15 protein-coding genes and 1 tRNA gene are annotated in these 14,098 nt (G+C 64.8%); 9 read left to right on the top strand and 7 right to left on the bottom strand.

The window, feature by feature from the left end; translation table 11 throughout:
* Positions 1 to 394: 394 nt before the first annotated feature.
* Genes ACPPVQ_RS08415 through ACPPVQ_RS08405 form a run of 3 tightly spaced genes read right to left on the bottom strand, consistent with a single transcriptional unit; the run spans position 395 to position 2,977 of the window.
* Positions 395 to 1,183, bottom strand: a complete 789-nt coding sequence (locus tag ACPPVQ_RS08415) for a hypothetical protein (RefSeq protein ID WP_426520525.1) — start codon at positions 1,181 to 1,183, stop codon at positions 395 to 397.
* Positions 1,183 to 2,724: a hypothetical protein gene (locus tag ACPPVQ_RS08410; protein ID WP_426520523.1), complete on the bottom strand. Its 1,542-nt coding sequence runs from the start codon at positions 2,722 to 2,724 to the stop codon at positions 1,183 to 1,185. The genes ACPPVQ_RS08415 and ACPPVQ_RS08410 overlap by 1 nt, the downstream gene beginning before the upstream one ends.
* Before the next feature lie 34 nt (positions 2,725 to 2,758).
* Positions 2,759 to 2,977, bottom strand: coding sequence for a helix-turn-helix transcriptional regulator (locus tag ACPPVQ_RS08405; protein ID WP_426520521.1), 219 nt, complete (start codon positions 2,975 to 2,977; stop codon positions 2,759 to 2,761).
* A gap of 103 nt (positions 2,978 to 3,080) precedes the next feature.
* On the opposite strand from ACPPVQ_RS08405, the gene ACPPVQ_RS08400 reads away from it, so the two are divergent.
* Complete coding sequence (locus ACPPVQ_RS08400; protein WP_426520519.1) at positions 3,081 to 3,869, top strand: hypothetical protein; 789 nt, start codon at positions 3,081 to 3,083, stop codon at positions 3,867 to 3,869.
* The gene (locus tag ACPPVQ_RS08395; RefSeq protein ID WP_426520517.1) at positions 3,862 to 5,028 is read left to right on the top strand and encodes a tyrosine-type recombinase/integrase; all 1,167 of its coding nucleotides are present in this window, start codon (positions 3,862 to 3,864) and stop codon (positions 5,026 to 5,028) included. The genes ACPPVQ_RS08400 and ACPPVQ_RS08395 overlap by 8 nt, the downstream gene beginning before the upstream one ends.
* Before the next feature lie 77 nt (positions 5,029 to 5,105).
* Here ACPPVQ_RS08395 and ACPPVQ_RS08390 read toward each other — a convergent pair.
* A tRNA-Lys gene (locus ACPPVQ_RS08390) sits at positions 5,106 to 5,181 on the bottom strand.
* A gap of 162 nt (positions 5,182 to 5,343) precedes the next feature.
* On the opposite strand from ACPPVQ_RS08390, the gene hisN reads away from it, so the two are divergent.
* The 5 genes from hisN to ACPPVQ_RS08365 all read left to right on the top strand — a co-directional run bounded on the left by hisN (position 5,344) and on the right by ACPPVQ_RS08365 (position 9,955).
* Positions 5,344 to 6,135, top strand: a complete 792-nt coding sequence (gene hisN, locus ACPPVQ_RS08385) for a histidinol-phosphatase (RefSeq protein ID WP_426521187.1) — start codon at positions 5,344 to 5,346, stop codon at positions 6,133 to 6,135.
* Positions 6,132 to 6,710 carry a septum formation family protein gene (locus tag ACPPVQ_RS08380; protein ID WP_426520515.1) on the top strand — a complete coding sequence of 193 codons (579 nt, stop codon included), beginning with the start codon at positions 6,132 to 6,134 and terminating at the stop codon, positions 6,708 to 6,710. The genes hisN and ACPPVQ_RS08380 overlap by 4 nt, the downstream gene beginning before the upstream one ends.
* 110 nt (positions 6,711 to 6,820) lie before the next feature.
* Positions 6,821 to 7,699 (top strand): ABC transporter ATP-binding protein, encoded by an 879-nt coding sequence (locus ACPPVQ_RS08375; protein WP_426521185.1) that lies wholly within the window; start codon positions 6,821 to 6,823, stop codon positions 7,697 to 7,699.
* Entirely contained in the window at positions 7,699 to 8,952 is a 1,254-nt protein-coding gene (locus ACPPVQ_RS08370; protein ID WP_426520513.1) for an ABC transporter permease, read from the top strand. Before ACPPVQ_RS08375 ends, ACPPVQ_RS08370 begins: the two co-directional genes overlap by 1 nt.
* A gap of 25 nt (positions 8,953 to 8,977) precedes the next feature.
* Positions 8,978 to 9,955, top strand: coding sequence for an NAD(P)H-quinone oxidoreductase (locus tag ACPPVQ_RS08365; RefSeq protein ID WP_426520511.1), 978 nt, complete (start codon positions 8,978 to 8,980; stop codon positions 9,953 to 9,955).
* 39 nt (positions 9,956 to 9,994) lie between these two features.
* Here ACPPVQ_RS08365 and ACPPVQ_RS08360 read toward each other — a convergent pair whose 3' ends face one another.
* Positions 9,995 to 10,474: an ATP-dependent zinc protease gene (locus ACPPVQ_RS08360; RefSeq protein ID WP_426520509.1), complete on the bottom strand. Its 480-nt coding sequence runs from the start codon at positions 10,472 to 10,474 to the stop codon at positions 9,995 to 9,997.
* Between the two features lie 25 nt (positions 10,475 to 10,499).
* Here ACPPVQ_RS08360 and rimK point away from each other — a divergent pair, with 25 nt between their 5' ends.
* Positions 10,500 to 11,696 (top strand): 30S ribosomal protein S6--L-glutamate ligase, encoded by a 1,197-nt coding sequence (gene rimK, locus ACPPVQ_RS08355; protein WP_426520508.1) that lies wholly within the window; start codon positions 10,500 to 10,502, stop codon positions 11,694 to 11,696.
* A 6-nt stretch (positions 11,697 to 11,702) separates the two neighbouring features.
* On the opposite strand, the gene ACPPVQ_RS08350 is transcribed toward rimK, so the two are convergent.
* Positions 11,703 to 12,590: an SDR family oxidoreductase gene (locus ACPPVQ_RS08350; RefSeq protein WP_426520506.1), complete on the bottom strand. Its 888-nt coding sequence runs from the start codon at positions 12,588 to 12,590 to the stop codon at positions 11,703 to 11,705.
* Between the two features lie 86 nt (positions 12,591 to 12,676).
* Between ACPPVQ_RS08350 and ACPPVQ_RS08345 the strand changes: the two genes are divergently transcribed.
* Positions 12,677 to 13,246, top strand: a complete 570-nt coding sequence (locus tag ACPPVQ_RS08345; protein WP_426520504.1) for a TetR family transcriptional regulator — start codon at positions 12,677 to 12,679, stop codon at positions 13,244 to 13,246.
* Here the strand turns inward: ACPPVQ_RS08345 and ACPPVQ_RS08340 are convergent.
* Entirely contained in the window at positions 13,243 to 14,004 is a 762-nt protein-coding gene (locus ACPPVQ_RS08340; protein WP_426520502.1) for a GDSL-type esterase/lipase family protein, read from the bottom strand. The genes ACPPVQ_RS08345 and ACPPVQ_RS08340 overlap by 4 nt on opposite strands.
* Positions 14,005 to 14,098: the final 94 nt, after the last annotated feature.

Here is a 14,098-nt window from a genome sequence, read left to right as displayed (position 1 = left end):
TCTCCATTTGGTTTTGAGTGGTGCGGGGACTGAACTTCGCCGTGTACATCGCCGTGATCATCGCCGTGATCATCGATCGTGGCGGTGTCCGCGTCGATGATCAGCTAGACATCGATAGATGACTTGGGACGTTTCGGAATGACGGTGGGCGAGCGTTGCAAGCGATATATAGGGCGGGTGCGGATGATGTACACGATGTACACGATTCACAGTGGGCGATGTTTGCGGACGTTGCGGAGTGACGCTGTGAGGCTGTCCAGGTCGGCGGGATGCGCGGCGCGTAGATGCGCAGCACCCCGCATCCACGCGTTGGCTCGATCGGGTAATTCGATCTCTCGATAGGTGCAGCGCGTGCACACGATGACGATCGATTCGCTGGACACGTCTAGGCGAATCACGGGGGCGGGACGAACAGACGATTCATTCGGGTGTCTCTCCAATCTGTTTTCGGGTGGTACTCGTTTGCAGGGAAATACCCGAGACGGCGCATCCGGTAGAGGTCGGCGGGGTCGGTCGGGAACGTTGGCACGTCGGGCAGGTCGGTCGGGTTAATCGCATGGAACGGCTGCGGGTACAGGGGCGGCAGATCGGTCATCCACGGGCCCGCGCTCTCAGGCTCCGCGCTCTCAGGCTCCGCGCTCTCAGGCTCCGCGCTCTCAGGCTCCGCGCTCTCAGGCTCCGCGCTCTCCGCGCTCTCAGGCTCCGCCGAGATCACAAGTAGAGCGATGCGCAGAATCGCGGCGTCGGCCTTGGTGGGCTGTGCCGCCCGCGATCGAGCCCAGCGGATACCAGTGACACCGAGCACGATGCCGACCTGATCAAAAATTGCAGCGGTGCATTCGGTGAACGTCGCGACGGGCCATCCGCGCAGCAGCTTCGCGGCATTGCCGGCCGCGACATCGGGCGCGGTCGATTCGTCGGGCTCCGCGCTCGCAGGGGCCGCGCCGATAGCAGCCGAGATGACAAGTCGAGCGATGCGCAGAATCGCGGCGTCGGCCTTGGTGGGCTGTGCCGCCCGCGATCGAGCCCAGCGGATACCAGTGACACCGAGCACGATGCCGACCTGATCAAAAATTGCAGCGGTGCATTCGGTGAACGTCGCAGCGGGCCGTGTGCGCAGCAGCTTCGCGGCATTGCGGGCCGCGACATCGGGCGGCAGCAGCGGATCATCGGCCGGGGGCATCATCGTGCACCGTCGTCGGGATCGCAGGTCGGGTGTGTGTGTTCGCCCGCGTCAATGAGCGCTTGCGCCAGGGGTTGCCCGCATATTTCGCACAGGCCGACCTCTAATCCAATGATCGTAAATTCCCGGCCACGGTTGGCGCGTTTCCCGCGGCGAATGGTGACACCAAACGCGGCAAGGCCCGGGGTGATGCGTTGCAATCGGTCGGCTGCTCCGCGTGGGCTCCGGGGCCAGTCGGGCGGATGAGGGGCGGGCCCGAGCGATTCGAGAAGTTCGGCGAGCGTGCCACGCCAGGGCGGGCGACCGCTCGACACAAGCGCCAGGATTGCCAGCGCGAACGAATCGCCATCGACCGCGGACTGTGTAGCTTCAACCGTGGCAGCATCGTAGTCGGCGAGGGTCTGCCATCCAGTCGCGACATCGAGCGCGGCGAGCATCTGCGCGAAATCTGCCATCCGCGGCTTTTCGTCCAGGTGGACGTCGGGAAGTTCCCGGAGCACACCGACGACGAGATCGAGCAGTGCGCCCAGGACGACGGGGGCGGCGTCGCCAGCTGCGGCGTCGATCTCTGTTTCGGTCATGCGATTGCGGCGGCTGATCGGCCGTAGCTCGATCAGTAACGCGCGGTCGGCGAGATCGCCGGCGAGCATCCCGGGGTTAATCGTGGTCATGACAATCGGGCGGCGGAACTTCAGCACGGTAATCGTGTCATCGCTGTAACGGGCTCGCCTGACGTGTGCTTCGCCAGTGATGGCACGGCAGATCATGTCCGACGTCGCCTGCACAAGATGGGAGACGTTATCGAGCCCGATGCCGTAGGAATGATGCGCACCGACCGCCCAATCCTCCTCAGTGCGAGGAAGCGCGCGAAGCGATCCGGTCGACGGGTCGAAAGTCGAAAGGATCAAACGCGCCGCCGACGATTTCGCCGTGCCCTGCTGCCCTGTGAGCACAAGAAGCGGCTGCGGAGCGTCGACCAATAGCGCGCCGACCATCCACGCGGCAACCAGACGAAACTGGCGTGCTTCGAGATTGAGCAGCGTACCGAGCCCGTCGATGGTGCCGCCGTGCAACGGCTCGGGCAGCGAAAGTGTCGCGGCGTTGCGTCTGAACAGGACGGGCGAATTCGCTTCGACGCGCCATCCGGCGGCGTCGGCGATGACAGCGCGCCCGTCAGGGGTGCCGAGATCAACGACAACCGCGCCCGATGCGGTTGCGCCTACCCGAATGAACACGTCGACCGCTTCGGCCCGGGCGGCGTTCGCTTCGATGGTCAGTAGGGCCGCGTCGAGCGCAGCGGGCGGCACAGCCTGATCGTGGATTCTGAAATATTCGCCGCCTAGCTGCTCCCGCATCCCACCATCGCCGCGGAGTGGGAGCGCGATACCCGGAGACGTTTTCGCAATCGCGTATTTCTTGCTATCGGTGCCGCGGACGGTCCGAAACGTCTTATCGGCGAGGTGTACTAGTTCGGTTGCCTGATTCGTCCGCGGCGGCGTACCCGTCCATCCGAGACCACCATCCAGGGTTTCGTCGGTCATCGTGCGCCGCCGCGGAGTCTATTGGGCCCGAGCATCACTCTGCTACGCGGGCAGAGCCTGCCGGGAACGTAACCGTGTGCTCGGTCAGGTAGGCGTCGATATCTTCCCACCTGTAAAAGACGCGCCGACCGATTTTGATATAGGCGGGGCCCTCGGACCGTGAGCGCATCTGAGTGACGGCGGCAACGGATCTGTGCAGACGGGCCGCTACCTGCTCAGTCGTGGCAAGCCCGTCATTGTCGGTGGGGGTCATCGTCTTACACCTTTCGTGGGAGCGGATTTCCGCCCGGGTGCCCGACGATACGCTCATTTATCCAGGGTTCGCAAGATATCTATTTAAGTGCGATGATTGGGCAATGACATTCCAAAGACAGGTAAACATCTCGATGAATCACGAGCTATCAGGCGGGTTGAGAATGATTCTGGCGTGGAAGTCGTTATGCCCGGATCCTGCTGCGCTCCGGTTTATCCATGTGGTCGACGGGCATGACATCGATGTCCGTTTCGAGGTCGGCGAATCGGGGTTGCCTGAGATCGCTGCGCTGACGATCGTAGGCAGCGCAGCCGACCCGATTACGGCGACGCTCATGCATCAAGTTCGTGTGCCCGAGCTTTTGCGGCACGGCCGCTGGTTTCTCGTCACAGGTGCCGCGGACGGATGGGAAACAATCGCACATCGGACCGAATTTGACTTCGAAACGATCGCGCGCGGAGCCCTGCTGATTGAAAGCGGTGTGTGGGATGACGCCGACTACATCCCGGACCATCTTGCGGGGCGCGACATCGACGCCACGATCGGCCCGGACGGCGCAGCGCATTTCGAGCCCGCGGCGGCGTGGCAACGGGCAGTTGCCACGGCCGGGCCCTCTAGTGAGTTCGGCAGTCGCACAATCGGGGCTCTCTATCGCAGGGCCATTGATCTCGGGGTCGGCCCTAACGCGTTCGTCGCCCGGATGCTGGCGGTCAGTCGTGCAACGGCGAGTAATTGGATCCGCGCCGCGCGGGAGGTTGGCACCATCGAGCCGTCAACCAGGAAACCCCGAGCGCGGCCGACGTCGCCAGCTGGAAATATCGCCGGCCGGCCGGCAACCGACACCCCAGAACCCGAACAGACAACTAACGAAAGCGAAACACACAATGGCTAGACCACCTTTACCCCTTGGCACTTGGGGCAGAATCGCCCGTCTACAGGTCGAGCCCAAGAAATGGCGGGCCCGGGCATCGTTCCGCGACTTCAGCGGGCACACGGGCAGGCTTGACGCGTTCGGCGCAACGGGTGCCGCCGCCGAGAGAGCGCTAGAAGCCCGTCTGCGCGAACGGGTGATGGCGGTCGGCGCAGATATCACAGCCGACACGAAACTGCGGGATTTGGGGAAGCTGTGGCTTGCCGAGATCGAATCATCGTCGCTGGCACCCCAGACGATCGAGCGTTATCGGATCATCGTCGACAAGACGATCAGCCCGAGCATCGGCGATGTCCGGGTGCGCGAATCGACGGTGCCGACGATGGATCGATACCTCAAAACCCTCAGCGCCAAAACACCCGCGACGGCGCGAACAACGAAAGTTGTGCTCTCGGGAATGCTCGGGATGGCGATCCGTCACGGGGCGCTGCTCTACGGAAACCCGATCCGCGACGTCGCCCGCCAGCGCTCGACGGTGCAGGAAGTTCGCGCGCTCTCGGTCGATGATGTGCACACGCTGCGGGCAGGGGTGCGTGCGTGGGTTGCGGAGCCCGGGCAGATCGGGCAGCGGCGCAGCGCCGACATCCCTGACGTTGTTGACATCCTGTTAGCGACCGGGGCCCGCATCGGCGAACTAGTTGCCCTGCGGTGGGATGACGTCGACTTGATCGCCGAACGGCCGACCGTGACGATCCGGGGCACTGCCGTATCGCTGCCCGGGGTCGGGATGGTGCGGCAGGATCACACGAAATCGTCGTCAGGGTTTCGCACGGTCACCCTGCCATCGTTCGCGGTCGACACGCTTTTGCGGCGCAGCGTGAACGCTTCCGGTGACAACCAGTTGAATCTCGTTTTCCCGTCCGCCAGGGGCACGCTGCGGGCTCCCGCGAACATCCGGCGAGCGTGGCGCGACGCGCGCGCGTTCGCGGGATTCGACTGGGTAGTGCCGCACACGTTCCGCAAAACCGTGGCGACATTGATCGATAATGAGCGCTCGACACAGCAGGCAGCATCGCAACTCGGGCACTCCGCGGCGGCGATGACGGCACGTCATTATGTGCAACGTGCAGCCATCGCGCCCGACGTGTCCGATGTGCTCGAAATGTTCGCTTCGGAGTAAATGGGGTAGTTATTGGGGTATTCGGGCTAAAGGGAAAGGGCCTCTGTCAGCTAAAGTGCTGATCAGAGGCCCTTTTTTGGTGCACCCCCAGGGACTTGAACCCTGAACCCACTGATTAAGAGTCAGTTGCTCTGCCGATTGAGCTAGAGGTGCATTCGGTGTCGAATCGGAACCCGAACCGAGGGATAACACTAGCATCCGTCGCGGGCCGGATGCCAGTTGAGCATCGCTCGGCGATCGCAAGGCGGATGCGCGACCGAAATCTGACAGGCAGCGCACCGTTTACAGCCGCCCCATCACTAGTCTGAAAACGTGATGACGACCCCGGATTCTTCCCTTGCCGACGACCTCGAACTCGCCCTCCGCCTGGCTGACGCTGCGGACCGCATTTCGCGCGACCGCTTCCGCTCGCTCGACCTCGAAGTCACGACGAAGCCCGACCGCACACCGGTGACGGATGCCGACCAGAGCGTCGAACGCGCCATCCGCTCCCTGATCGCGGCCGAACGCCCCGGCGACGGCATTCTCGGCGAGGAATACGGCACTGAGGGCGAGTCCAGCCGCCGTTGGATCATCGACCCGATCGACGGGACGGCGAACTTTCTGCGCGGTGTTCCGGTCTGGGGAACCCTGATCGCCCTCGTGGTCGACGGCGTTCCGCAGGTCGGCGTGGTCAGCTCCCCCGCTCTCGGAAAGCGCTGGTGGGCGGCGCGTGGATCGGGGGCGTGGCTTGCGGAAGGCGAAGAGGCGCCCCGCCGCATCCACGTGTCGGGCGTCACCGACCTGGCCGACGCATCCATCAGCTTCCAGAGCATTGCGCAATGGGATGGCGCAGGCTACCTCGACCGGCTGATCGCACTCACGAGGAGGGTGTGGCGCGACCGTGCGTACGGCGACATGTGGTCGTACATGCTCCTCGCGGAGGGCCTTATCGACGCGGCCGGCGAGTTCGGCGTGAAATCGTACGACGTCGCCGCGCTCATCCCGATCGTCGAGGAGGCGGGGGGACGTTTCACGAGCGTGACCGGCAGCCTCGACCTCGACGAAGGCAGCTCGCTCGCGAGCAATGGACACCTGCACGAGGCGCTTCTCGAGGCGCTCAGGTGAGAGGCGCACGCCTCGGCTGGAGGGCGATCGCGGTCGCCCTCGTCCTGGCGGTAGCGACCTCGGCACTCACGGCATGCGTGCCGCCGCCCGTTCTCGACGAGTTCCGCCGGGTCGCACAGCACCTCCTGAACAAGGACCAGTCGACAACGGCGACCCCGGCACCGACCGACCGCGTCTACCGCGGCAACACCGGGTTCGGCGACCTGAAGGTCGGAGACTGCGTCAACGACCTCGCTGCGCTCGACTACACGGTCATCCTCGGGCTCGATGTGGTCAGCTGCGCGTCACCGCACGACAGCGAGATCTACGCGCTCCCGGCCCTTGCGCCATCGCCGACCTATCCGGGTGACGACGCCATCCAGTCGCTCGCCGACGACGCCTGCCATTCTGCCTTCAAACCGTACGTCGGCATCGACGTGGAGAGATCTGACCTCGACTACGACTTCTACACACCCACCGAAAACGGGTGGACCCAGGACGGCGACCGCACGGCGACCTGCGTCGTCTTTCACGACAATGCCCAGACGACGGGCAGCGTGAAGGGTACGGCGGAGACGAGCGTCACCTCGTCGTAGCACGACACATCGTCGTGGCGAATACCGAGCGGATGTCGCAGGACGCCGATAGGTTTGGTTCAGTGAGCACACCTTCAGGCCCGCCGCTCGTGCATATCGAACGCTTCCGAATGGATTTCGGCAAGACCACGGTCATCCGCGACCTCTCCTTCGACATCCAGCGTGGTGAGACGTTCGGTTTTCTCGGCAGCAACGGTTCGGGCAAGACGACGACGATCCGGGCCCTGCTCGGCATCTACCAGCCGACCGCGGGTGTCCTCCACATCGACGGACGGCCGTTCACACCCGAGACCGGTGAGCGGCTGGGGTACCTTCCCGAGGAGCGCGGGCTGTACAAGAAAGAGTCCGTGATCGACGTGATGGTCTACTTCGGCAAGCTGAAGGGGCTGGGCCGCGACGAGGCACGACGCTGGTCCCAGAACTACCTCGAACGGGTCGGCATCGGCGACAAAGAGAAAGTCAGGCTCGACAAGCTCTCCGGCGGCCAGCAGCAGAAGGTGCAATTGGGCGTGACGATCATGAACGAACCCGAACTCCTGATCCTCGACGAACCGACGAAAGGGTTCGACCCGGTCAACCGACGCCTCCTGATGGACATCATCGACGACCAGAAGAAGGCGGGCTCGACGGTGATGATGGTCACGCACCAGATGGAGGAGGTCGAGCGGCTCTGCGACCGCGTCATCCTTCTGAAGGATGGGACATCGCGCGCGTACGGGACAGTGGCGCAGGTGCAGGAGCAGTTCGGCGGAACCGTCGTCCACGTGGATCACGACGGGGCGATACCGCCATCCGCCGCGTACACCATCATCTCCGATGCAGACGGTCACGCAGAACTCGAGGTCGCGGACGACCTGGACCCGAGCGGCATCCTGCGTACGATCGTCGATTCCGGTATCGCGGTGCGCCGCTTCGCCCCGACCCGCAAGTCCCTGGATGACATCTTCGTCGAAGTGTACGGCGCAGAGAATGCGGGAGGGGGCGACTGATGGCACGCCGCAACCTCGGCACCGTCGTGCGGTTCGAGTTCATCCGAACAATCGCAAAGCGCCGCTTCTGGGTCGCCACCCTGTTCGTTCCAGTGCTGCTCATCATCGTGTTCGCCCTGGTCTTCGTGTCGAACAGCTCCACGAAATCGTCCGCGGAGGCTCAGAAGAACGCCCACTTCTCGTTCCAGTACACGGATGAATCCGGCCTGGTCAGTCCCGAAATCGTCGCGAGCCTGGGCGGCACCAGAGCGTCCAGCCAGGAGGCGGGCGTCGCGGCGGTGAAGGCAGGCGACGTCGACGCCTACTTCGCATATCCTGCCGACCCGGCGAAACAGACCATCCAGGTGTTCGGGCAAGACAACGGACTGTTCGCGAACGGCAAGTACTCTTCTGTGGCCGAATCGATCCTTCAGTCGAGCGTCGAACAGAAAATCGATTCGCCCCAGACGACGGCGATCCTGCAGGGATCGGTGAACACGAATACGGTGACCTTCAAAGACGGCGAGGTCTCCGGCGGGTTCAATGCTGTGGTCCCCGCCCTGTTCTTCCTCGTGATCTTCTATATCGTGATCCTCCTGCTCGGCAACCAGATGCTGAACTCCACTCTCGAAGAGAAGGAGAACCGTGTCACCGAGATGATCCTGACGACGATCAACCCGACAAGCCTGATCATCGGAAAGATCGTGTCGCTGTTCATGGTCGGCCTGGTGCAGATGCTCGTGTTCGCGATCCCGACGGTGCTGGCGTACCTGTTCTTCCGCCAGCAGTTGAACATCCCCGAATTGAATCTCTCGCAGTTCACGTTCAACCCGCAGACGATGATCATCGGGGTGCTGATCCTGCTCGGCGGATTCTCGCTGTTCACCGGGACGCTGGTGGCGCTCGGCGCCGTGATGCCGACCGCGAAGGATGCCGGACCGATCTTCGGCGCACTGATGATCCTGATCTTCATCCCGTTCTACACGGTCACCCTGGTCGTGAGCGATCCGAACGCGTTCATCGTCCAGGTCTTCACGTTCTTCCCGTATTCGGCGCCGGTCACGGCCCTTTTGCGCAATGCGTTCGGCACCCTGCCGCTCTGGCAGGCGATCTTCGTGATCGTCGAGCTCTTCGTGCTGTCGGCGATCGTTCTCCGTCTCGCGGTCCGGCTTTTCCGCTACGGGTCGATCGAGTACACCCGCAAGGTGTCGATCCGCGATGTGCTCTCCCGCCGGCCGGCCACGGAGGCCCGCACAGCCGAGCCCAGCCGATGAGTGCCGGGCAGACGGAGGTCGCAGCATGCGCGCGGTAACGGTTCCCACCCCCGGCGGCCCGGAGGCGCTCGTCGTCGCCGACGTACCGGATCCGGTGCCCGGCGACCGCGAAGTCCTCATCCGGGTCACGGCAGCCGGGGTGAACGGCGCCGACCTCTCCCAGCGGCGCGGTCACTACAACCCGCCGCCCGGGGCGCCGGAGTGGCTGGGACTAGAGGTTTCCGGCGAGATCAGCGCTGTCGGCTCCGGCGTGTCCGAATGGTCGGTCGGCGATCGGGTCTGTGCCCTGCTAGCAGGCGGAGGATACGCAGAATTCGTGGCCGTCGACGCCGGGCTCGTGCTCCCTGTGCCGGTCGGTGTCGACCTCGTCGAGGCAGCGGGCCTCCCCGAAGTCGCCGCGACCGTCTGGTCGAACGTGTTCGGACACGCGAAACTCCTGCCCGGCGAGACCCTGCTCGTGCACGGCGGGTCGAGCGGCATCGGCACGATGGCAATCCAGCTGGGAGCCGCCACCGGAGCGCGCGTGATCACGACTGCGGGCTCCCCCGAGAAAGTCGCGTTCTGTCGCCGTCTCGGAGCCGAGGTCGCCATCGACTACACGAAGCAGGATTTCGTGGAGGTGGTCGCCGACGCGACCGACGGACGGGGAGCGGATGTCGTCCTCGACATCGTGGGTGGCGACTATCTCGAACGCAACATCCGCGCGCTCGCCCGCGAGGGGCGCATCATGGAGATCGCCAGCAGGCGTGGCCCATCAACGTTCGACATCAATCACCTGATGATGAAACGCGGTCTCATCTGGGCGACTACCTTGCGTTCCCGGCCGCTGGCCGAGAAGGTGGCGATCGTCGCCGAGGTACGCGACCACGTCTGGCCGCTCATCGAGTCGGGCCGTGTGCGCCCGGTGATCGACTCCGTGTGGCCGCTCGACGATGTGGCCGAGGCGCACATCCGCATGGAGTCGTCGACGCATATCGGCAAGATCCTTCTCCAGCTACGCTGAACGAGCCGCGCTTCAGCAGACGGTCTCGGCTGCGCCCGGCTACTCCCGACCGCGATTGCGGCGGCGGATGAGCCGAGGGGCGCGTCCACCAAGGAACGATTCACCGGGATCGACGATGAACCCCTGCCGCAGCGCTTCCCGGCCGATGAGCATACGAAAACCCATCTGGTCGCGATTGCTCAGCGTCGTCTCTGCCAGCACGCTGCGCCCGAACAGTTCGACCTCGAGCAGCACGACGATGCGTTCCTCACTGTGACCGGAGGAACTCCGCACCAGCCGTCGATCGTGCACCGGGCACTCGACCTCGACGGAGTCGCGCTCCGACTTCTGCCACGGCCGCACATGAAAACGCACCCGGTCGCCGCCCTCACCGGGAAGTTCTTCGACGTCGAACGCGTGCAGGGCCGAACTGCGTGCGCCGGTGTCGAGTTTCGCCTTGATCCAGGGCACATCGATGCCGGGAAGGCTCACCCATTCGCGCCAGCCTGCGATGGTGCTTGAATGGAAGTCTGTTTGCACACCACCATCTTTGCAGGGGCACACGATGAAACTGGCGATCCTCTCGCGCGCCCCTCAGGCGTATTCCACCCAGAGACTGCGCGCTGCCGCACAGCAACGCGGCCACCAGGTGAAAGTGCTCGACACCCTGCGGTTCGCGATCGACCTTTCCGGCAACGAACCCGACCTCCAGTACCGGGGGCGCCTGCTTTCGGATTATGACGCGGTCCTCCCCCGCATCGGCAACTCGATCACCTACTTCGGCACGGCTGTTGTACGCCAGTTCGAGCAGATGGATGTCTACACCCCGAACACGGCCAACGGCATCACCAATTCCCGCGACAAGCTGCGGGCGACCCAGATCCTCTCCCGGCACAACATCGGGATGCCCGCAACCGCCTTCGTACACAGCCGCGCGGATGTGCGCCTCGCCATCGAGCGCGTCGGCGGCGCCCCGGTCGTCATCAAGCTCCTCGAGGGAACCCAGGGCATCGGCGTCATCCTCGCGCCCGAGGTGAAGATCGCGGAGGCGATCATCGAGACCCTGCATTCGACGAAGCAGAACGTGCTGATCCAGAGCTTCATCTCGGAGAGCCGCGGGAGAGACATCCGCGCCCTCGTCGTAGGCGACCGGGTCGTCGCCGCGATGCGGCGCGTGGCGAGCGGTGACGAGTTCCGCTCCAATGTCCACCGTGGCGGCACCGTGGAGCTGGTCGAGCTGACGCCCGCGTACGAGCAGGCTGCAGTGCGTTCCGCGCAGATCATGGGCCTGCGCGTCGCGGGCGTCGACATGCTCGAAGGCAATGACGGTCCGCTGGTCATGGAGGTGAACTCGTCGCCGGGCCTCGAAGGCATCGAACGGGCGACCAGCCTCGACGTGGCCGGCGCGGTCATCGACTTCATCGCCAACCAGGTCGCGTTCCCCGAGATCGATGTGCGCCAGCGGCTGAGCGTCTCGACGGGTTACGGCGTCGCCGAGCTGCTCGTGCACGGCAACGCCGACCTCGTGGGCAAGACGATCCGTGATTCCGGGCTCGGCGACCGCGATATCACCGTGCTGACCCTGCACCGCGGCGCCACCGTCATTCCGAACCCGCGGGGTGGCGTCGAACTGGAGTCCGGCGACCGGCTGCTCTGCTTCGGAAAGCTCGAGGAGATGCGGTCGATGATCCCGGAGCGACGCCGTCGCCGCGCGAAAGTGCGCAAACTCCCCAAGGAGCCGATTCCAGAAGTGGCGGTTTAATCGCGACTACTTCGCGCGGAAGTAGTGCCCTTCCTCGAGGTCGTCGATCAGGTTCGGGTGTGTCGGCTCCCAGCCCAGGAGCTCACGAGTGATCGCACTGGAGGCGGGGCTGTCGATCGCAAGCAGCGGACCGAGCCAGCCGAAGTGCTCTGCTGCTTCGTCTGCAGGCACCCCCACCACCGGCACGTCGAGGTGTCGCCCGATGACCGCCGCGATCTCACGCAGGGGCACACCTTCGTCGTCGACCGCGTGCAGGGCCGAGCCGGCTGGCGCGTTCTCGAGTGCAAGGCAGAACAGGTGTGCCGCATCGAGGCGGTGGACCGCGGGCCAGCGGTTGGTGCCATCGCCGACATAACCGGAGCTCCGCTTCTGCCTGTCAATGCCGATCAGGGCGGCCATGAAGCCGTGATCGCCGTCACCATGCACCGTCGGGGGCAGCCGTACCGCCGATGAGCGGATGCCGCGGTCGGCGAACCCGAGCAGCGTGTGTTCGGTGCGGATCCGTGGCGACGGAGCGGTCGCCGGGTCCGGCCGGTCGGTTTCGACCGAAACCGCGCCGAGAATGCCCGAGGCGATCACGAGCGGGCGCCCGCTGCCTGCGAGCAGGTCACCGAAGAACTCGACAGCCGCGTAGTCGACGGCGACCGAGTTGGCCATTGCGGTGAAGTCGTGGATGAAGGCGGTGTGGATGATGCCGTCGACACCGTCCGCTCCCGCGCGCAGGCTGTCGAGGTCGGTGATGTCGCCGCGCTGCACTGTCGCGCCGGCAGCGGCCACCTTGTCGGCAGACGCATCCGATCTGGCCAGGCCGACGACCTCATGCCCCCTTGCGATGAGTTCTGCGGTGACGGCCGAACCGATCCAGCCGGACGCGCCGGTGACGAAAATACGCATGAAGACCTCCGTGAGTGAGTGATGTCAGTTGCTGTCATCAACGCTACACCTAATGTCAGCCACTGTCATCATGTAACATCGTGGGCATGAGCAGATGGCAGCCCGACGCCCGCGGCAGGCTCGTGCTCGCCGCAATGGACCTCTTCCTCGAGCGCGGCTTCGAGCAGACCACCGTCGCGGACATCGCAGTACGCGCCGGCCTCACCGAGCGCACCTTCTTCCGCCACTTCACCGACAAGCGCGAGGTGCTCTTCCTCGGTCAGGACGACCTGCTCGACCTCTTCGTCTCGGCGGTGTCCAGTGCCCCGGCTGACGCGTCACCGCTCGACGCAGTCGCCGTCGCCCTGCAGGCGGTCGCTGTCGACTTCGAACCGCGCCGCGACTGGGCGCGTAAACGCGCCCAGGTGATTCGGGCGAATCCGGCTCTCCAGGAACGCGAACTGATCAAGCTCGCGCGGATGTCCGATGCCGTCTCGCAGGCGCTGCGAGAGCGCGGGGTGACCGAGCCATCCGCCAGTCTTGCTGCGCAGTCCGGAATCACCGTGTTCCACGTCGGCTTCGCCCAATGGATCGACGAGGCCGACACACGCACGTTCGCCGAGATCACAACAGACGCACTTTCGGCCCTGAAAGTCGTGACGGCGACAGTCAGCTAGCCGATGGCAAGAAGCGAACGGGCGATCGCGGCCGCGTATACCAGGTTCCCCTGCCAGGTCGGGTGGAAGATGTTGGGACCCGTGAGAAAGAACCACGGATGTGGGCTGTCCACCGTGTGGCCGGTGAAGGCCACAGCGACGTAGCGGATGTGAGCGCCTGCCGCAGCGACACTGGTCACAGCGCCCTGAATGGTCGAGTTGAGGGCCTGCTCCGCGGTGTACAGCGGCCCGGTGGAGACCAGTGGCGCGTAGCCGGTGACGAGGATCGTCGCCTCCGGGGACGCTGTCGCTATGAGGGAATACATTGCGGCGAGGTTCGCAAACAAGGCGGGCAGCTGGGCTTGGCGCGCCTGGATTGCCGCCGCACAGGGCAGGGACGCCGGGTTGGCGGCGCAGACGGCCTCGAGTCCGGCGACGTCCAGGTCGTTGGCGCCCGCGGTGACAGTGACGAGGTTGATGCTCACGTTCAACGCGCCGATTTGACTGGTGGTGACGGTGGTCGTCGTCGCTCCGGCGCAACTGACGTCACTGACCAGCTTGATGCTCGGCAGCCGGTCAAGCAGGAGGGGGTAGCTGGAGGCGGTGTGCGTGCAGTCGGTGGCCTGCCCCGCGGCGTAGGAGTCGCCGAGGGCGACGTATCGCAGCTCGTGCCAGGTGCTGGCGGACGCCGGCGCCGCCGTCCCTATCGTGAGCCCCACCGCAGCGAGGGCGGTGAGAGCAACCGTGACCAAACGTGAGCGACCTCTGCTGATGCGCATGGGCGGAGCCTACGCCCCACAGCACCCGGTGACAATACTGACAAGGTCTCATGTTGTGTGCGAGCGGCCACAGTGAGCAATGTGCTTGACCGAG

This window comes from Leifsonia sp. McL0618 (assembly GCF_049994905.1).
Lineage (GTDB): Bacteria > Actinomycetota > Actinomycetes > Actinomycetales > Microbacteriaceae > Diaminobutyricibacter.
This window is presented reverse-complemented; position numbering and strand designations above follow the sequence as displayed.